18 protein-coding genes are annotated in these 20500 nt (G+C 35.8%); 7 read left to right on the top strand and 11 right to left on the bottom strand.

The window, feature by feature from the left end; genetic code table 11:
* Positions 1-10 precede the first annotated feature (10 nt).
* The 4 genes from JS605_RS10210 to JS605_RS17675 form a co-directional block, all read right to left on the bottom strand.
* Positions 11-1156: a Gfo/Idh/MocA family protein gene (locus JS605_RS10210; protein WP_239000322.1), complete on the bottom strand. Its 1146-nt coding sequence runs from the start codon at positions 1154-1156 to the stop codon at positions 11-13.
* Positions 1157-1162: 6 nt separating this feature from the next.
* Positions 1163-2332 carry an MFS transporter gene (locus tag JS605_RS10205; RefSeq protein WP_203257623.1) on the bottom strand — a complete coding sequence of 390 codons (1170 nt, stop codon included), beginning with the start codon at positions 2330-2332 and terminating at the stop codon, positions 1163-1165.
* Between the two features lie 26 nt (positions 2333-2358).
* Positions 2359-3315: a sugar phosphate isomerase/epimerase family protein gene (locus tag JS605_RS10200; protein WP_203257622.1), complete on the bottom strand. Its 957-nt coding sequence runs from the start codon at positions 3313-3315 to the stop codon at positions 2359-2361.
* A 98-nt stretch (positions 3316-3413) separates the two neighbouring features.
* A complete protein-coding gene (locus tag JS605_RS17675) occupies positions 3414-4457 on the bottom strand; it encodes a helix-turn-helix transcriptional regulator (protein ID WP_203257621.1) in 1044 nt (347 codons plus the stop codon).
* A gap of 152 nt (positions 4458-4609) precedes the next feature.
* Between JS605_RS17675 and JS605_RS10190 the strand changes: the two genes are divergently transcribed.
* The 6 genes from JS605_RS10190 to JS605_RS10165 all read left to right on the top strand — a co-directional run bounded on the left by JS605_RS10190 (position 4610) and on the right by JS605_RS10165 (position 9336).
* Positions 4610-6322: a GMC oxidoreductase gene (locus tag JS605_RS10190; protein WP_203257620.1), complete on the top strand. Its 1713-nt coding sequence runs from the start codon at positions 4610-4612 to the stop codon at positions 6320-6322.
* Positions 6319-6906 carry a gluconate 2-dehydrogenase subunit 3 family protein gene (locus JS605_RS10185; RefSeq protein ID WP_203257619.1) on the top strand — a complete coding sequence of 196 codons (588 nt, stop codon included), beginning with the start codon at positions 6319-6321 and terminating at the stop codon, positions 6904-6906. Before JS605_RS10190 ends, JS605_RS10185 begins: the two co-directional genes overlap by 4 nt.
* 12 nt (positions 6907-6918) lie before the next feature.
* Positions 6919-7692: a 3-keto-disaccharide hydrolase gene (locus tag JS605_RS10180; protein ID WP_203257618.1), complete on the top strand. Its 774-nt coding sequence runs from the start codon at positions 6919-6921 to the stop codon at positions 7690-7692.
* A 124-nt stretch (positions 7693-7816) separates the two neighbouring features.
* Entirely contained in the window at positions 7817-8245 is a 429-nt protein-coding gene (locus tag JS605_RS10175; RefSeq protein WP_203257617.1) for a MarR family transcriptional regulator, read from the top strand.
* Between the two features lie 78 nt (positions 8246-8323).
* The gene (locus tag JS605_RS10170; RefSeq protein WP_203257616.1) at positions 8324-8827 is read left to right on the top strand and encodes a DOMON domain-containing protein; all 504 of its coding nucleotides are present in this window, start codon (positions 8324-8326) and stop codon (positions 8825-8827) included.
* An 80-nt stretch (positions 8828-8907) separates the two neighbouring features.
* A complete protein-coding gene (locus JS605_RS10165) occupies positions 8908-9336 on the top strand; it encodes a nuclear transport factor 2 family protein (RefSeq protein ID WP_203257615.1) in 429 nt (142 codons plus the stop codon).
* 290 nt (positions 9337-9626) lie between these two features.
* Here JS605_RS10165 and azu read toward each other — a convergent pair whose 3' ends face one another.
* The 7 genes from azu to ilvD form a co-directional block, all read right to left on the bottom strand.
* Positions 9627-10142, bottom strand: a complete 516-nt coding sequence (gene azu / locus JS605_RS10160; RefSeq protein ID WP_203257614.1) for an azurin — start codon at positions 10140-10142, stop codon at positions 9627-9629.
* Between the two features lie 122 nt (positions 10143-10264).
* Complete coding sequence (locus tag JS605_RS10155) at positions 10265-11011, bottom strand: hypothetical protein (RefSeq protein WP_203257613.1); 747 nt, start codon at positions 11009-11011, stop codon at positions 10265-10267.
* A gap of 7 nt (positions 11012-11018) precedes the next feature.
* Positions 11019-12611 (bottom strand): NADP-dependent glyceraldehyde-3-phosphate dehydrogenase, encoded by a 1593-nt coding sequence (locus JS605_RS10150; protein ID WP_203257612.1) that lies wholly within the window; start codon positions 12609-12611, stop codon positions 11019-11021.
* 309 nt (positions 12612-12920) lie between these two features.
* Positions 12921-14396 carry a ketol-acid reductoisomerase gene (ilvC, locus tag JS605_RS10145; protein WP_203257611.1) on the bottom strand — a complete coding sequence of 492 codons (1476 nt, stop codon included), beginning with the start codon at positions 14394-14396 and terminating at the stop codon, positions 12921-12923.
* A 71-nt stretch (positions 14397-14467) separates the two neighbouring features.
* The gene (gene ilvN, locus JS605_RS10140; RefSeq protein WP_203257610.1) at positions 14468-15001 is read right to left on the bottom strand and encodes an acetolactate synthase small subunit; all 534 of its coding nucleotides are present in this window, start codon (positions 14999-15001) and stop codon (positions 14468-14470) included.
* Between the two features lie 17 nt (positions 15002-15018).
* Positions 15019-16752 carry a biosynthetic-type acetolactate synthase large subunit gene (gene ilvB, locus JS605_RS10135; RefSeq protein ID WP_203257609.1) on the bottom strand — a complete coding sequence of 578 codons (1734 nt, stop codon included), beginning with the start codon at positions 16750-16752 and terminating at the stop codon, positions 15019-15021.
* 63 nt (positions 16753-16815) lie between these two features.
* Positions 16816-18498: a dihydroxy-acid dehydratase gene (gene ilvD, locus JS605_RS10130; RefSeq protein ID WP_203257608.1), complete on the bottom strand. Its 1683-nt coding sequence runs from the start codon at positions 18496-18498 to the stop codon at positions 16816-16818.
* 600 nt (positions 18499-19098) lie between these two features.
* Here ilvD and metK point away from each other — a divergent pair.
* Entirely contained in the window at positions 19099-20352 is a 1254-nt protein-coding gene (gene metK / locus JS605_RS10125) for a methionine adenosyltransferase (protein WP_203257607.1), read from the top strand.
* Positions 20353-20500: the final 148 nt, after the last annotated feature.

Below are 20500 nucleotides of genomic sequence, written 5' to 3'. Positions count from 1 at the left end.
TTAAATTTTTTTAAATCTTCGTCCAATTAGCATTGTTCTTATCACTTTCCACAGCAGCGTAAATAAATTTCATGCCACGTACACCATCTGCGATAGTAGGATAATCTGGATTTTCAATAGTTCCCCCTTCATTTACAGCTGTTATGTGCAATGCGAAATTCTTATATATCGTAGCAAACGCTTCCAGATAACCTTCGGGATGTCCTGCTGGAATTCTACAGACCGCCAAAGCCTCGTCATGCAACCCGTTACCGTTTGGTGTGTAAATTGTTTTAGGTGCTTCCAGCCAGCGCGCTGTCAGTTCATTTGGGTTTTCTTGATACCATTCTATACTGCCTTTTGTACCATATACTTTAATGCCCAAATTGTTTTCTTCGCCTAATGCTATTTGCGAAATGGAGATTGTGCCTTTTGCGCCATTTTCCATACGTATGAGCATATTGCCATCATCATCCAATACCCTGCCTTCTCCAAAGCGTCCTAAATCGGCTGCAATTTCTTCAATTTTTAAGCCTGTAATGTATTCTATCAAGTTTTCAGCATGTGTACCAATATCGCCTAAAGCACCTCCAATTCCTGAACGTTTAGGGTCTACCCGCCATGCAGCTTGTTTTTGTTCGGTTTTTTCCAATGATGTAGATAACCATCCTTGCAAATATTGCGCTTGTATTTTTCTAATGATACCTAATTCGCCTTTAGCCACCATAGCTTTGGCTTGTTTTACCATAGAATTCCCCGTGTAATTATGGGTTAGCGCAAATAATTTTCCGCTTTTAGCAACCACATCTTGTAATGCTTCAGCTTCCTCTAAAGTTAAGGTTACTGGTTTATCGCACACCACGTGAAAACCATTCTCTAAAGCCAATTTTGCAGGTGGAAAATGCATATGATTCGGCGTTACGATGGCTACAAAATCCATTCTAATATCTTTGGGGAGTGCTTTCTCCTTTGCAATCATTTCTTCAAATGTTCCATAGCATCTTGTTTCGTCTAGACCTAATGCTATACCAGATGCAATCGATTTTTCGGCAGTGCTACTAAAGGCACCGCACACCAACTCAATCATCCCATCTATGGCTGCAGCCTTTCTATGCACATCGCCAATAAATGAGCCAGCACCACCACCAACCATTCCCATTCTTAATATTCTACCCATATATTTTTAGACTTCTGCTTTTTGTTGTTTTTTCATGTAAATATGCAATCCTAGAAATGCCACAATTAATATAGCTGGTAAAATAGACATGGTTTGTAATGCCTCGGCAGCATTAGCATCATCCATGAGTTTTCCCATAACAGGTAATACTAGAGACACAGAAAACATACCCACACCTCCCATAATGGAGAGTCCAAGTGCACCCGTTTCTGGCAAATACTCTGCCACAAACCCAAGCATTGTAGGCCAAAAGAACGTAACGCCTACAGCAAAAACCGCAGCTGCTACAAAGGTCATTCCGCCACTGGTAATTGTTAACAACCATAAACCAATAAAGGTAAAAATAGCCGAATATAACAACATGCCAGACGGACTCAACTTATGCACTACCTGTCCTGCAAAAAGTCGTCCCAAAGCCATAATACCATTAATAAACGCCAACACCAATAAAGGTGCGGTTACCGATTCTTTTAGCAAGGATTCTATACGCTGCGTAGTCCCTAATTCCGAAGCCGCTGTTAAAAACATACAGATTACCATGAATAGAAATAAAGGTTTTAATATGCTAGAGAACATTTTTTTATTGCTTATGCCCATTTGCACACGTTCGGTAACAGGAATCTTTTGCCCCCAAAACAACACCCCATAAATAACAAGCGGAATGAATAATGTTCCTACCATAACTTGCCAGCTTAATCCTAAAACATCCATAACCAACCAACCTACAAGTGCACCAATAACGATACCTCCTGGAAACCACACATGAAATCGGTTTAGCATTTTGGTTTTTTCATCAGGATACATAGAGGCTACCATAGGGTTTAGGGCTGCCTCTACAAAACCATTACCTATACCTATAAACAAGGTTGCTATGAATAGTGAAGTCATGGAATCTGCTAATAAAGTCAATACGATTCCAACAGCGTGGGTTATAAACGCCATCCAAGTAATTTTTTTGATACCCAATAAATCCACCAAAGGCCCACCAATAATCATAGCAATGGTAAACCCGAAAAAGGCTGGCGCAAAGGCATAACCTATTTGCTCTAGTGTTAAACCTACGCCTTCAGGACCAAAAACCGTTTCTAATCTTGCCCTAATAGCAAAGGTCATGGCAGTCGTAATTAAAGCCAAACAACTCCCAAGGAATAACCTGTTCTTATTAATCGTCTCCATTTATATTTAGTTTGGTTAGTTGTGTTTTAAGCAAGTTGTTTTCCAACTTTCTTTAGCAAGTCTCGCGTTGCAGTAATACCTGCTTCTTCAGTCATACCTCTACCTTCAAACTCAATACCCACAAAGCCTGTATAGCCAACTTCCTTAACTAGCTTCATTAATCTTAAGTAGTCTAGTTTCGTTTCGTTTCCTTCGGCATCAAAATTATATGATTTTGCACTTACTGCTTTTGCAAACGGCAATAGTTCTTTCACGCCTTTATAAGTATCATAGGCCTCCAGACAATTTCTGTCTTTGTCTTTTTGGATACAGAAATTACCAAAATCAGGCAATGTCCCACAATTTTCATGTTTTATTTGAGAGAACACCTGTGTCATCCACTCGCCATTTGAAGAAAACCCACCATGATTTTCCACCAAAACATTGATATTGGAACCTTTTGCAAATTCAGATAATTTAGACAAAGAATCTATACTAGCCTTAACGGCATCATCCTTATCTATACCGCCTGCAAGATTCACGCGAATGGCATGACAACCTAAAAAATGAGCAGCTTCCACCCATTTGTAATGATTTTCAATAGCCTTTAAACGCTTTGGAGTATCTGCGTCAGCCAAATTTCCCTCGCCATCAATCATTATTAAAACGTTTTGTTGCCCTTCTGTGTTAGCTCTAGCATTCATTTCTTTTAAATAAGACCTATTTTTGGCCTTATCTTTGAAAAAACTATTAACATATTCCACACCTTCACAATCAAAATGGCGTGCTTTTGCTGCAAAGTCTAAGTTATCCATAGTACCATTACGCAACGAACGATTAAACGACCATTGTGCCAATGAAATTTTAAAATGCCAGGCAGGGTTTTCTATTACTGCCGTAGACGCTTCATTATTCTTGTTTGTATTTTTGCAAGAAGAGAGCCCTAATAGCGACAACGCCAAACCTGTTTGACCAGTTTTATAAATAAAGTCACGTCTTTTCATTGTTCCTAATTTAGATGTGTTAGTAAACACGTGAAAATATATAAATATTAGCCTCTTTCTGTTTATTTTTATTCAGTGAAAGATTTTGAACAAATACTTTACAACTCAGGATAAGTAGTAAGCGATTGCTTTTTACTATATAACTCGCGATATTCATTTGGAGAACATTTTTCATGTTTTCTAAACACCGTGGAAAAGTACTGACTTGTTGAAAACCCACACATATAAGCCACCTCCGTAATAGTTAGATTTTCATTTTTAAGTAGTATTTCTTTAGACATCTTCAACCTGCACATGGTCAAGTACCGCATTGGCGTTAAATTAGTCAATTGCTTACAATGATGCGTAAACCTAGTGAGGCCAACACCTGCGGACCGAGACATTTTACCTATCGTCCAGTTCTCAGCAAGATTTTTATCCAGCTCCTTTAAAAAGTAAGCCACACTTCTAGAACTATCGGTTAAAGATTCATTGAACTCAATGTTTTCGTTATCCAACAAATCTAAAATCAATATTAAAAGATAGTTTACCAAAAGTCGAATTCTAGACGCATTACTTCCCTTTTCATCTGTATTAACCGCCATATTGATACGTTTAAAACAGTCTCGTACCCTTTGGTCTGTTTTCAATATCGATTTTTCGTTCTGCCTTAAAAACTTAGTTAATCGTGACAGGTCGGTTTCCGTTAGGGTAATCCAATCTGGCCAAACCCATTCTTGATGCGGCCTACGCACACCCAAATCGATAATAACCCAATAAAATTTCCCCATGCCTATATAGGGATTTCCAACCTTATGCACCTCCCAAGGGCGTGTAATTGTTAAATGATTTGGCGTTAACAACACCTCCTTGTTTTCTTGGGAATACGGCATAGAACCAGACTCTAAAAAATGAAATTCTATCCCTTCATTCCTATGCCAATCCAACCCCCAATCCTGCGGCTCGTTGGCATCCCAATACCCTATACTGTTCAATCCAAGCGTGTTATCATCTAACCTGTCGCCAGGATATGTGTGGCGAGCCAAGGCCTTAAATTTCAATTTCTTTCTCTCAAAAGCATCAATTAACGGCAAACATGTATCGGCATGATACACCACTTCTCCCGACTCGTAGGGCTCTATCTGTTGTATATTTATTTTCACTGAAATATTTTAGACAATTAACCTGCACAAATTAGTTATTTTTCCGAATATTATAAAGAAACTAAGTCTTTTGTAATAATTCTTAGGTTTTTAACATGTATTATGTCCCAAATCAACAATACAAACCTATGCTATAGAAAAACTGAGACATTATGAACACTAAGGAATCAATAAAAATATTAAGTAAGTACGATGCTATAGTTATAGGAACTGGCATTACTGGAGGATGGGCCGCTAAAGAGTTGTGCGAAAACGGACTTAAAACCTTAGTCTTAGAACGTGGCAGAATGGTAGAGCATATTAAGGACTATCCTACAGCGCATTTAGACCCTTGGGATATGGAACTTCGTGGCGAACCCACCGCTAAAGAACTTGCCCAACAACCCAAACAGTCTAGAACGAGCTATGTGGTTAAAAAGGATTCTCGACACTGGTTTGTGAATGATTTAGAACACCCCTACAACGAGAAAAAAAGATTTGATTGGATGAGAGGATATCACGTTGGTGGACGCTCAATTATGTGGGGCAGGCAATCTTACCGGTTAAGCGATTTGGACTTTGAAGCCAATATAAAAGATGGTTATGGTGTCGATTGGCCAATTCGCTATAAGGACTTAGAACCTTGGTACAGTTATGTGGAACGTTATGTAGGTATAAGTGGAGAGGCATTAGGTCTACCACAATTACCCGATAGTGTTTTTGAACCACCTATGGAACTCAACTGTGTAGAAGAACATCTTAAAGCTGAAATGGCAAAAAATCAAGGACGTGTTTTAACTATTGGTAGAGTTGCTAATGATACAGGAAGTACTCCTCGCGAAGGACGAGGTAAGTGTCAATTTAGAGCAAGATGCAGGCGTGGATGCCCTTATGGCGGGTATTTTAGCAGTAATGCGTCTACACTACCTGCTGCTGCCCGTACTGGAAACATGACTTTGAGACCTCATTCTATTGCCTATGAAATTGTGTATGATGATACACACAAAAAAGCAACAGGTGTTAAAATAATTGATGCAGAAACCAAAGAAAAATTGGAGTTTGAAGCCGATATTATTTTCTGTTGCGCTTCTGCTATTGCATCGGCTTCTATCTTGATGCAATCGAAATCCTCCCGATTTCCAAACGGATTAGGGAATGATTCTGGAGAATTAGGTCATAACATTATGGACCACCATTTAGGCTCAGGAGCTTCTGGAACTATTGATGGTTTTGAAGACAAATACTATAAAGGGCGAAGACCCAATGGTATCTATATTCCACGTTTTAGAAACCTAGGCGATAAAGCTAGTGAGCAAAAAACATTTTTAAGAGGTTATGGTTACCAAGGCGGTGCTGGAAGACGCGGTATTTCTGAGCACGTGGCAGAACTAGGGTATGGGGCGGAATTTAAAGAAAGAATACTTGAACCTAAACCTTGGCGAATGCATCTTGGCGGCTTTGGAGAATGCCTACCGTATCATGATAATAAAATGACTTTAGATTATGAAAAACTTGACCAATGGGGTTTACCTACCATAACGTTTGATGCCGAATGGAAAGAAAATGAACTCAATATGAGAAAGGATATTGTGGAACAAGCTGTAGACATGTTGGATAAAGCAGGTTTTAAAAATATTGTACCATATGATAGACCTGCTGCTCCAGGCATAGGGATTCACGAAATGGGAACCGCTAGAATGGGTCGAGACCCTAAAACCTCAGTACTCAATAAGTACAATCAAATTCACAGTGTACCCAATGTGTATGTAACTGATGGCGCCTGTATGACCTCAGCAGGGTGCCAAAACCCTTCATTAACATATATGGCGCTTACCGCTAGAGCAGCCAATCATGCTGTTAAACAATTTAAAACCAAACACTCATGAAACGTAGAGACGCCATAAAACAAATTGGCCTAACACTTGGTTATTCTGCCATAGCTCCCAGTGCTTTAAGCATTTTACAAAGCTGCACAAGTGACGTTGAAAAATGGACACCAGTGTTCTTTACGGAAGAAGAGAGCATTGTTATAAAACATCTAGTAGATTTAATTTTACCTAAAACCGAAGCTACGCCTGGCGCTTTAGACGTTAATGTCCCCAAATTTATAGATTTATATGCTTCTAAAGCTTATGATGAGGAAGATAAAACAAAATATAAACAGGGCATAGAAAGTATAGTTAAGGCACTACCCATTCCTGAGACTGGAGCAAAGGACCTAAACACACAAGATTACACCGCTCTATTAGATAAATACTTAAGAGCATCCAAAACGGAAGAAAAACAATTTGAAGCAGAAAAAAACTTAGTTTACAAAGCTGTCATCAATTTAAGAAATCAAACCGTTTGGGCTTACCGCACTAGTGAAATGGTAGGCGAACAGGTGTTGGCTTACGACCCTATTCCCGCATCACAAAAAGGATGTGTTTCTTTAGAAGAGACCACCAACGGAAAAGCTTGGTCTTTATAAACATCTACTATTATGACGTTTTTTAAACAATTATGCCTTATAGCATTAATACTGAGTATAGCCTTTTCTTGTAAAAAAGAAGACCATTGGACACCAATTTTTAATGGTAAAAACTTAGAGGGTTGGACACCAAAAATTAAAGGATACGAATATGGGAACAACCATAACAATACTTTTATAGTAGAAGATGGTATTCTAAAAGTAAGCTACAAGGCTTACGACTCCTTTAATAATACATTCGGACACCTATTTTACAAAACACCATATAGTAATTACAGGTTTAGAATGGATTATCGGTTCACAGGCAATCAAATTATAGGAGGAAGACCGTGGGCATTAAGAAATAGTGGTATTATGATTCATTGTGAAGACCCTAAAAATATGGAACTAGACCAAAACTTCCCTGTGAGTATAGAAGTGCAACTTTTAGGCGGAAATGGTGTGGATGAACGCACTACAGGAAACTTATGCACACCAGGCACACATGTGTTTTATAAAGACACTTTAGTCACAGAGCATATCATAAAATCATCATCAAAAACCTATCATGGCGAGCAATGGGTACATGTTGAAATAGAGGTTAGAAACGATTCCATTATCAAACATTTTATAAATGGCGAAGAAGTGTTAAGTTACACTAAACCACATATTGGAGGCGGTGCGGTAAACACAGGAGATAAATGGAAACCAAAAGAAAACCAACACCTAAAAGGTGGTTATATTTCACTACAAAGCGAAAGCCACCCAGTGGAGTTTAAGAATATTGAATTATTGGAGTTGAAATAAAACTCACATCTAGCTTAACTAAAATAGAAAGTTTAACCAGTTACAAATCCGTTAAGTTAATTAAAAAAATCAATTATTGATATATCAATATATTTGCTATATTTGTACTCATAAATTTTCATTCATGAAAAAGATAGAAGATGTTATATTATTTCAAATAGACTTAACTAGCAAGGTTTCTAAACAGTACTCACAAAAAGAATTCAACAAAAACAAACTAGGGATTACTGTAGAGCAGTGGATTATACTGAAAATTATTTCAGAATCATCCAACCTTTCACAAAGAGATATAGCTGAAAAATCTTATCGTGATACCGCTTCAATAACACGTACTATTGATTTATTAGAGAAAAAGGAACTTCTGTTGAGAAAATCATTACCTAATAATAGAAGAACCTACCACGTATGTTTAACAAAAAAAGGACAACAGTTTATTGACAATAATATGAAACTCATACAATCTCACAGAAATAAAAGCATAGAAAACCTTACTACAGATGAGCTCAATCTTTTGAGCAATCTATTATTGAAAATTAGAAAAAACATGACATAATATTTTTTAATATATAAATTGATATATCAATAATTGATTTTATAACATAAATATATAATGACTAAAGTGTGTATTAAAATGATGAAACAAATATTGACAATGCTTATGGCATTACTTACTACGGCGTGTAATGCCCAAGAAAATGAAAACAAAAGCATCACCAAAAATAAAATGACTGTAAGTTGGCATTTCAAAAATGACAGAATATACTTTGAAATGACCGCTCCGACTAGCGGTTGGGTAACTATAGGTTTCAATACAAAAACTGGAATTTCAGGAGCGTATTTACTTATGGGAAATGTAGTTAAAGACAAAGTTAATCTTGTTGAACATTACACAAAAAGTCCAGGCAACTATGACCCAATATCAAAATTTGGAGTTAAGCCACAAGTTGAAAATATTGAAGGTAAAGAACAGTTTCGTAAAACTACCATTAGATTTTCACTTCCAACAACTTCAATAAGTAAATATCAAAAAGACCTGTCAGAAGGCATGAAGTATTATATGATTATGGCATATAGTCAAGAGGATGATTTTCAGCATCACTCTACCATGAGAACATCAGTTAACGTTAAACTTTAAAAAAATTATGAAGGAAATGAATTATCATTAATCAAATTATTTAACAAAAAAGAGTATTAATTAATAAAAACAAAATTATAATGAAATCAATAAAAAAAATCGTTTTGACTTGTTTCATATTTTCTGCTTTGTGTTGTAGTGCTCAAAATTCAGAACTTGAAAATATAAAAGAAGTAATTACAGCCTTTGCAAAAGCAGGAGACAAAAATGATTCGCAAGAATTGGCTACGTATTTAGATGATAATTATCGAATAGTTATGAATCGTCTATTTGGAAGTGAGTCTGTTGTTATTATGGACAAATCTACATATCTTAAAAAAATTGAATCAAAAGAATTTGGAGGAGACAAACGTCAATTAAACTTCGAAAACATTACAATTAACGGTTCATCTGCAAGTGTCAAGGTAGCCTTTAAAGGAGAAAAAATGACATTTGTTGCTATTCTTTGTTTAATACAGAATAAAGAAGGAAAATGGAAACTTGTGAGTGATATCCCTGTAATAACATAAGGTACATTAAAACGTTAGGAAAGAGCAAATCTAAAGATTTGCTCTTTTTTTACTTTAAAAAAGAAAGGGTAGTTTTTAGTAAGCTTCTTTTCATACTCTAATCGTAAACAACCCAAAATAAAACGAATAAAAAAAGACTGTCTTGAGACCAGTCATGGTCGGAAGATTTATTCTTCCGACTTTTTCGTTTTACTCTATAGTTACCTGGTTTTTAGAATCTGGTCTTAAACAAGTAATATCTTTATTCTCACGACGTAACTCCGCCAATTCTTTGAGTATATATCTTATCTCTACTCTACAATAAATTTTCCTTTCATTAAGGCATAGTGCCCAGGGAAACTACATAGAAATTCATAAGTACCAGGTTCAGGCGCATCAAACTCAATAACATCTGTTTCGCCTCCTCCAAGCATTTTAGTATGTGCAATTATATCTTGAGTAGACGATTCTGGAATATAACCGTTATCTCTGGCATTAGCTGCTTTATTACCAAATGCGGTAAGATTGACTCCATTTTTAAGTAAAACAAAATTATGTCCCATAACATCTTTACCCATTTTACCAATGTGCCTTAGCGTAATTTTTACAGTTTTACCTGCTTTTACCCTAATTTCCTTTTTATTGAATTGCATGGCATCGTTACCCGTAATAACTACATCATTAGAATTGCTCTCTACGCTTTTTTCTTCTTTTTTTGTCCCTAGTTTAATTTTTTCTTCTGATGCCTCTTTCTTTTTATCTCCTCCACAATTGAATAAAAGTGTTACGGCCAATACTCCTGTACATAGAAATTTAATACTTTTCATGTGTTATATTTTAATTGATTTTACCTTTTTGCAAAGATAATTATTACTTCTTGGGTTTTTGTATGATTTTAGTCAATGAAAGGAAATGAACTTTTGAAAAAAGCAATCTATATTTTAGTCTGTTACTTTTGATTTTCTAGTTCAAAAAATTTAAACCTCCCATTCTTCCTATTTTCCTTTTTAAAACCTTTAGCATCTCTATGCTCAGGAAGCTTAAAGACTGTACGGTTAAGTTTAATGTTTTTAATATCAACTAAACTGAATTCTTGCAATACGTTAGAATTTTTAGCTTCTAACCTGTAATAATAAATTATAGAATTATCTATTTCAAGTGCTATTTCTTTGGGATGAATTTGTTCTCCCATGTTCCTTAAAATATTTCTATTATCGGTCAGTTTTAAACTATCATTTTCAGAAAACACATAAGTTTCATAACCATACTTTCTCTCAACAAAAAGTTTTTTGAGACCATAAGTCTTATTTCTAAATTTTATAACCGTATCTGATTTCTCTAAAGCTATTATTGTACCAAAATGGGAGTTTTCTCGATTATAAAGTTTACCATAATTCAGATTGTCCTCATTCATGGATAGATTCTTTGATTTACTTAAATTGTCTTTATAAATGACATATTCCTTTTTCAAGGAATCAATAAAGATTACTTTTTCGTATTCAGTTGAGTTTTTAATTTTTATATAGTTCTTATTTCCATAAATGACTTTTAATGTGTCGAAATATTTTTCCGAGTTTAAAAAATCTATAGAATCCACTTTCATACTATGATGATAAATCAACTCTCCTTCGAATATCCTTACTGAAGACGATTTCGAAATGAATAGAATAAAACAAAGTAATACGGTAATTCTCATAAAATAACTACAAAATATAATCTGTGCTAATAAAATTAGATGATTTCTGATCTAACAATTCATTTAAAATCGCATTATTATAAGCGTTATCCTTAGAAGCCACAAAAGTTCTTATAGAAAAAGAACGCAACGCATCTGTAACACTTAAGGTGCCTACGGCAGAATCTTTTCGTCCTGTAAAAGGATAAACATCCGGCCCACGTTGACATGAGCTATTTAAGTTAACACGACACACTAGGTTTACCAAAGTATCAATTAACGGTGAGAGTGTTGTAACATTTTTTCCAAACAAACTTACTTGCTGTCCATAATCAGATTCTGCCATGTCATCTAACGGTTCTTCAATATCTGAGAATGACACTACTGGTATTACTGGTCCAAACTGCTCTTCTTTAAACACGCGCATATCTTTGGTTACAGGAAACAACACTGCTGGGAAAATAAAATTATCGGTTGTTTCTCCTCCTTTTTTGTTTAAAATTTTAGCGCCTTGCGCTGTAGCATCATCAATTAATTCTTGAATGTATGCTGGTTTATCTACTTCGGGTAGTGGTGTTAGTTTAGCACCTTCTTCCCATGGTTTTCCAAATTTTAATTGATCTACTTTGTATGCAAAACGCCTATTAAATTCTTCTACAATGGATTCGTGAACATATAACACTTTTAATGCGGTACAACGTTGCCCATTAAAAGACAATGTTCCTGCGATACATTCCTCTACAGCTAAATCTAAATCGGCATCAGGTAATACAATTGCTGGATTTTTTGCTTCTAAGCCCAACACCATTCGTAACCTGTTTCCTTTTGGGTGCTGACTTTGTAATGCATTTGCAGATTTACTGTTTCCTATTAAGGCCAACACATCTACTTTACCAGATTTCATAATTGGTGTTGCCAAAACACGTCCGCGACCATACACAATATTTACAACTCCTTTTGGAAAGCTATTTTGAAATGCTTCCAATAACGGAGAAATTAAAAGCACACCTAATTTTGCTGGTTTAAAAATGGTGGTATTTCCCATAATTAAAGCTGGTATTAACAAGCAAAATGTTTCGTTTAGTGGATAATTATACGGGCCTAAACACAATACTACTCCTAGAGGACCTCTACGAATATGGGCATGTACCCCTGAATGCTTTTCAAATCGTGCAGAATCCCTATCTACTTCCTTGTAAGCTTCGATAGTATCATAAATATACTCAATAGTTCTATCAAACTCTTTTTCAGAATCTGGTAGGTTTTTACCTATTTCCCACATTAATAATTTTACTATTTCTTCCCGTTTGGTCTTCATTTCTCCTACAAAGGTCTCCATACAGGCAATTCTATCTGCCACTTTCATCGTTGGCCATAGCCCTTTTCCCTTATCATAAGCTTTTTCTGCAGATTCTAGAGCTTCTAAGGCTTCTGCTTCTCCAAGCTGTGGAATTGTTCCTAATAAAGTAGGCTTATAGGTTTTCGTACTAGAAATGGTAGAATATATTTCTGCCGTATCTCCATTCCATTGCTTTAATTCTCCATCTACCAGATATGTAGATTGGTGCAACAAATCGTTTATTTTATATTCATTTGGAATTTCAACTTGTGCTTTGCTCATAGTTATAGTTTTAATGGTGCTAAGATATCCAATATTTAAGAAAAATACTTTCTAAAGAGGTCGTCAAAACCTTTACAAACTTATGATTTTCAAAGTGATTTTATATTAAAATGCACTAAAACGTTTGCGAGGTTTCTAATATAGAATATGTTGGAAATAATGATATTTAATAGCTTTCTAAACTATTGAATTAGTTAGATTTAAGCATATTTAAAAATTTTGAAAGTTAGGTTTAACTAATAAAAAAACCTCACATATTAAATATGCGAGGCCTTCCAACATTTAAAAATGTTTAGTTTAGTTGAATTGTTATACTATTGGTTTCATAGCGGTCATAGACGCTCTTAAGAATGTTCCAATTTTTTCAACTGGATGGTTTCTTAACGCTGCATTTACTTCTATAAGTTTTGCATTATCAACACCTTCTCCGTTATCTTTTGCGTAAGTTTTACCAATAACATCAGTACTTACTGTTTTCATAAAATCTGCTAATAAAGGCTTACAGGCATGGTCGAATAAGTAACAACCATATTCTGCAGTATCAGAAATCACACGGTTCATTTCATACAATTTCTTTCTTGCTATGGTGTTTGCAATTAGCGGTGTTTCGTGTAATGACTCATAGTATGCAGACTCGTCTATAATACCAGATTCTGTCATAGCTTCAAACGCTAATTCTACTCCTGCACGTACTAAAGCAACCATTAACACCCCATTATCATAATACTCTTGCTCGCTAATTTCCATATCGCCAGCCGGTGTTTTTTCGAATGCTGTTTCGGCAGTTTCCGCTCTCCATCCTAAAAGTTTTGCATCGCCATTTGCCCAATCTGCCATCATACCGCTAGAGAAGTTACCTTCCATAATGTCGTCCATGTGCTTTTGGAATAACGGGCGCATGATATCTTTTAATTCTTCTGATAATTCGAATGCTTTAATTTTTGCTGTGTTAGATAAACGATCCATCATGTTTGTAATACCACCGTATTTTAAACCTTCAGTTATTGTTTCCCAACCATATTGAATTAATTTTGAAGCATAACCTGGATCAATACCTTCTTCTACCATTTTATCAAAACAAAGGATAGATCCTGTTTGTAATAAGCCACAAAGAATGGTTTGCTCTCCCATTAAATCACTTTTTACTTCAGCTACGAAAGAAGATTCTAGAACTCCAGCTCTATCTCCTCCTGTTGCTGCAGCATAAGCTTTTGCTTGCGCCCAACCCTTTCCTTCAGGATCGTTATCTGGGTGTACTGCTATTAACGTTGGCACACCAAAACCTCTTTTATACTCTTCACGTACTTCAGATCCTGGACATTTAGGTGCACACATAATTACCGTGATATCTTCACGTACTTTCATTCCTTCTTCTACAATATTAAAACCGTGAGAATAAGATAATGTAGCTCCTTTTTTCATCAATGGCATTACTGCATTTACAACATTGGTGTGTTGTTTGTCTGGAGTAAGGTTTAACACTAAATCAGCCGTTGGAATTAACTCCTCGTAAGTTCCTACATTAAATCCGTTTTCGGTAGCATTTACAAAAGAAGCACGCTTTTCTTTAATTGCCGCTTCACGTAATGTATAAGAAATATCTAAACCAGAATCTCTCATATTTAGTCCTTGGTTTAACCCTTGAGCACCGCAACCTACAATTACAATTTTCTTGCCTTTTAATGCAGCTACACCATCTGAAAACTCAGACGAATCCATAAATCTACATTTAGACAATTGGTCTAATTTACCTGCTAATGTAAGTGTGTTAAAATAATTTTCCATTGTTTGTTTATTGATTTAATAATCTAGTTTGCACCCATCAAATTAAGATGCTTTTTTTAGTTTTAATTTATTTATTGATTTCTAAATTCTTCTAATATTTCTGAAACTTTCATTTCATCCTTGGTAACAGCAATACGTCCTGAGCGTACAAATTGCATAATGCCAAAGGCATCTAATTTCTCTCTAAGCTCTTCTATTTCGTATCGTCTCCCTGATTTTTCTAAGACGAAAAATTCCCGATTTACAGTTACTATTCTAGAATCACTATCTTTTATGATATTTTGAATCTGTGGTTCCTCAAAAAGCAATTCGCTCTTTATTTTAAACATACAAGATTCTGTAAATATAGTGTCTTCGTTAGTATGATAGTACGCACGAATAGCCTCTACTTGCTTTTCTATTTGCCCTACTACTTTAATAGCTTGCTCTTCTGTAATTTTAACAACGATTACAAAACGATTTACATTTTTAATTTCTGATTGCGACGTTGTTAAACTCTCTATATTGATGTGCCTACGTTGAAAAATAGCAGATATACGATTGAGTAGTCCAATATTATTTTCTGTGTAAACAGATATGGTATATGTTTTTATCTCTTGACTCATTTTAATCTTTTTAAATACTAGCTTAACCTGATATCAGAAACCGATGCTCCTGATGGAATCATAGGGAATACATTATCTTCTTTTTCCACACACACTTCTAAGAAATATGAGGATTTAGAGGCCATCATTTCTTGTACCGCATCTGCTAACTCCTCTCGTTTTGTAACACGTTTTGCATCTATGTAATAGCCTTTTGCTATGGTTACAAAATCTGGATTTGTCATTTCGGTAGACGCATAGCGTTTATCAAAAAATAATTGCTGCCATTGACGCACCATACCCAAGAATTCATTATTTAAAACTACTATTTTAACTGCCGCTTTTTGCTGAAAAATAGTACCTAATTCTTGAATATTCATTTGGTAACCTCCATCGCCTATAATAGCTACAACCTCTCTGTGGGGTTCTGCCATTTTAGCTCCAATAGCTGCTGGTAAAGCAAACCCCATGGTACCCAAACCTCCTGATGTAATATTACTTTTGGAAAGATTAAATTCTGCATAACGACAGGCAATCATTTGGTGTTGCCCAACATCTGAAACAATTGCTGCATTACCATCGCTGTAATTATTAATTTCCTTTAAGACTTCGCCCATGGTTAAGCCTTCTTTTTCAGGCAATAAATCGTCCTTAATTACGGCATCATACTCAATAGCATACAAGTCTTTAAATTCTTGGTGCCAAGACTCATGGGAATTCTTATGTAATTCTGAAAGGAGTAATGCCAGACTTTCTTTTGCATCTCCTAAAACCGCAATATCAACTTTTACATTTTTGTTGATTTCGGCAGGATCAATATCAAAATGAATGATTTTTGCTTGTTTTGCGTAGGTATCTAAACTACCCGTAACACGATCATCAAAACGCATACCTATAGCTATAAGCACATCACATTCGTTGGTAAGCTTATTTGGCGCATAATTACCATGCATACCTACCATACCTACGTTTAATGGGTGTGAGGTTGGTATTGCAGAAGCTCCTAAGATAGTCCAAGCAGCTGGTACACCAGATTTTTCAACTACTGCTTTTAATTCTTCTTCGGCTTTGCCTAAAATAACACCTTGTCCCCAAACAATCATTGGTTTTTTAGCATTATTAATAAGTGCAGCTGCTTCCTTTACTTTATTTATATCGGTTTTTGGTACAGGTTTATAACTTCTAACTCCTGTACATTTTTCGTATTTAAAATCGAATTCCTCAAACTGTGCATCTTTTGTAATATCTACAAGTACTGGCCCTGGTCTTCCACTTTTTGCAATGTAAAACGCTTTAGCCATGATCTCTGGAATTTCAGATGCTTTGGTAACTTGGGCATTCCACTTTGTAACTGGTGTAGAGATACCTACAATATCGGTTTCCTGGAAAGCATCTGTACCCAATAAATGTGAAGGTACTTGCCCTGTAATACACACTATTGGTGTAGAGTCTATTTGTGCATCAGCTATACCTGTTATCAAGTTGGTTGCTCCGGGTCCAGAAGTAGCCATGGCAACACCAACCTTTCCTGAAATCCTGGCATAGCCTTGTGCTGCATGCGCTGCGCCTTGTTCATGACGTGTTAATACGTGATGAATTCTATCTTGATATTTATATAACTCGTCATAAACTGGCATTATGGCCCCTCCAGGGTATCCATAAAGAATGTCAACACCTTCGGCTATCAAACATCTAATAATAGCTTCACTCCCGCTAATGCGCTCAGTTTTGTCTGTGTTGTTTGTTTCTTTTTTAATGGTTTCTGTATTCATAATCTCAACGTATTATTGATGAGATCCCGATACCGAAATTTCGGCACGGAATAACAAAATGTTTTAAAATGCATCTGTTACACAACCTTTGGAGGCTGATGCAACCGATTTTGCATATTTATATAATATTCCTTTTTTATGTTTTAGCTCTGGCATAACCCAATTGGCTTTTCTTTGCGCCAACTCTTCTTCTGAAATCAATACATTAATAGAGTTATCTTCTGCGCTAATTCTAATGTTGTCACCAGTTTCAATCAACGCGATAGCTCCTCCAGATTGTGCTTCTGGTGTAATGTGCCCTACCACGAAACCATGGGTTCCTCCTGAGAAACGACCATCAGTAATCAATGCTACAGATTTACCCAAACCTGCACCCATAATTAACGATGTTGGTTTTAACATTTCTGGCATCCCAGGACCACCTTTAGGGCCTACATAACGAATGACGACGACATCACCTCTCTCAACCTCTCCATTGGATATCCCTGTATTGGCTTCTTGCTCACTATCATAAACCACAGCTTTACCTTCAAACAACAATCCTTCGTTACCAGATATTTTTGCTACAGCCCCTTCTTCTGCTAGGTTTCCGTAAAGAATCTGTAAGTTTCCAGAAGATTTTAAAGCTTGTTCTTTTTGGTACACTATATCTTGTTCTTCAAACTCTATAGCTTCAACACCAGCTAAATTTTCTGCTAATGTTTTTCCTGTAACCGTCATACAATCGCCGTGCAAATATCCGTTTTCCAATAAATATTTCATAATTGCAGGAATACCTCCTATACCGTGTACATCTTCCATTAGGTATTTGCCACTAGGTTTTAAATCCCCAATTAAAGGTGTTCTATCACTTACTCGTTGAAAATCTTCTAATGTAAAATCTATATCAGCAGCATGTGCTATAGCCAAAAAGTGTAACACAGCATTTGTAGAACCTCCAAGTGCATTTACCAAGGTAACTGCATTTTCTAGAGATTTTTTAGAAATGATATCTAATGGTTTTAAATCTAACTCCAATAAATTTTTAATAGCTCTAGCATATCGCTCTGCTTCTGATAATTTGTTTGGATTTTCGGCTGGGATAGACGAGTTATAAGGCAATGCAAAGCCCATACATTCTATGGCAGAAGCCATTGTATTTGCAGTATACATACCACCACAAGCTCCTGCTCCAGGAATTGCTCTTTTTATAATCTCTTTATATTCTGCTTCATCTATTTCCCCAGCTACTTTTTGTCCTAACGCTTCAAAAGCCGAAACAATATTTAATTTCTTGCCTTTGTAGGCTCCAGAAGCTGTAGAGCCTCCATACATCATTATGGCAGGACGATTTAAACGCAACATAGAAATAATAGATCCTGGCATATTTTTATCACACCCCACTATAGCTATTAAGCCATCGTAGCTTTGCGCATTCATAACCGTTTCAATAGAATCTGCAATAATATCACGAGATACCAAAGAGTAATTCATACCAGAGGTTCCCATGGAAATACCATCACTAACACCTATGGTGTTAAAACCTAAACCAACTAAACCAGCAATATTACATTCAATTTTAACCTCGTCTTTTAATCCATTTAAATGCATGTTACACGGATTTCCATCATAACCAGTACTCGCAATACCAATTTGCGCTTTTAGCATATCCTCTTCCGTCAAACCTGCCGCATACAACATGGCTTGAGATGCTGGTTGAGATTCATCCTGTGTTAATCTTTTACTGTATTTATTAAGTTCGGCCATTTTTATTGAAAATAATTTTAGGGTTTAGCTTATTTAGTTGCAAAAATTTCAAATTCTTTAAGAATTTCAAAAAGAATCCTTAATTTCAGAGAACGAAAATACTTGTTTATGTCATTTTCATCTTTTTCATGCTTACTTAGCGGTTAAATTCACTACATATAAAAAACACACAAATCTCTGTTTTTCAATAGTTTAAACTATATTTTTTATGATGTTCAAATGAAAAAAAAGTCATAAAAAAAACCTTCTTAGAAATCTAGGAAGGTGTTTTATTATTTTAAATATTAAATAACGCTTCCTATCACTGCGAAATGATCACAGTAATACTAATTAGGCTATTTAAAATTTGATTTTTCATTTATAACACATCAAATATTTAAAAATTAAATGAAGTTACCAAGTCTTGGATGAAAAATCTAAAAACATATTTACATATTCTTTTATTTTTTTACTTTTGCATCCATAAATCACAGAGGAAAGATTTGACTGATTGCAACCTCTTTACACTCTAATATTTCAGTGTAAATAAAAATGCTAAAGGCAGTGTTAACTTCCTTGACGTTTTCCGTCAAATCTTATCTCATAAATTAAAAATATACAATGTCGTATTTATTTACTTCAGAAAGTGTTTCTGAAGGACACCCAGATAAAGTTGCAGACCAAATAAGTGATGCCTTAATTGATAACTTTTTGGCTTTTGATGCCGACTCTAAAGTAGCTTGCGAAACCCTTGTAACAACAGGGCAAGTAGTGCTTGCTGGCGAAGTAAAATCTAAAACCTATCTAGACGTACAGAAAATTGCCCGAGATACTATTAATAGCATAGGATATACCAAAGGCGAGTATATGTTTGATGGAAATTCTTGCGGTGTATTTTCTGCAATCCACGAACAATCCCAAGACATTAACCAAGGTGTAGACCGTGCCTCCAAAGAGGAACAAGGTGCTGGCGACCAAGGTATGATGTTTGGTTATGCTACCAACGAAACAGAAAATTACATGCCGTTGGCCCTGGATTTATCACATCGTATTTTAATTGAATTGGCTGCTCTTAGAAGAGAAAACAAGGATATTACCTACTTAAGACCAGATTCTAAAAGTCAGGTAACTATTGAGTATAGTGACGATAATGTTCCGCAACGTATAGATGCCATTGTAGTATCCACACAACATGATAATTTTGCTGATGATGCTACCATGCTAGCAAAAATTAGAACAGATATTGTTGAAATTTTAATACCTCGCGTTGTTGCTAAACTTCCCGAGTCTATTCAAAAACTATTCAACAACACGATTACATACCACATTAACCCAACAGGAAAATTTGTTATTGGTGGCCCTCATGGTGATACAGGTTTAACAGGACGTAAAATTATTGTAGATACCTACGGTGGTAAGGGCGCCCACGGTGGCGGTGCGTTCTCTGGGAAAGACCCCAGTAAGGTAGACAGAAGTGCTGCTTACGCTACCCGCCATATTGCAAAAAACTTGGTTGCTGCCGGTGTGGCTTCAGAAGTTTTAGTACAGGTAAGTTATGCCATTGGTGTTGTAGAGCCTATGGGGATTTTTATTGACACCTATGGCACCTCTAAAGTAGATTTAAGTGATGGCGAAATTGCAAAAAAAGTATCTGAAATTTTTGATATGCGCCCGTATGCCATTGAAACACGACTAAAACTACGGTCTCCTATGTATAGTGAGACTGCAGCTTATGGCCATATGGGACGCAGCAACACAACCGTTACAAAAACCTTTACACAGCCCAATGGCGATAGTAAAACCCTTGATGTAGAATTATTTACTTGGGAAAAATTAGATTATCTGGATAAGGTTAAAAATGTATTTAACCTATAATTAAAAGCCAACATAAAAAAGAAACCCTTTAAACGCTGTAGTTTAAAGGGTTTTTTATTTTTTTAAAACTAAAGGGTAGGAATTTTACGAGCTCACTTGTTATATAAGCAAATGACTGCTTTGGCAGTCATTAACCCAAATTGTTTAA

It is taken from the genome of Hyunsoonleella ulvae (assembly GCF_016827605.1).
Classification (GTDB): Bacteria; Bacteroidota; Bacteroidia; order Flavobacteriales; family Flavobacteriaceae; genus Jejuia; species Jejuia ulvae.
This window is presented reverse-complemented; position numbering and strand designations above follow the sequence as displayed.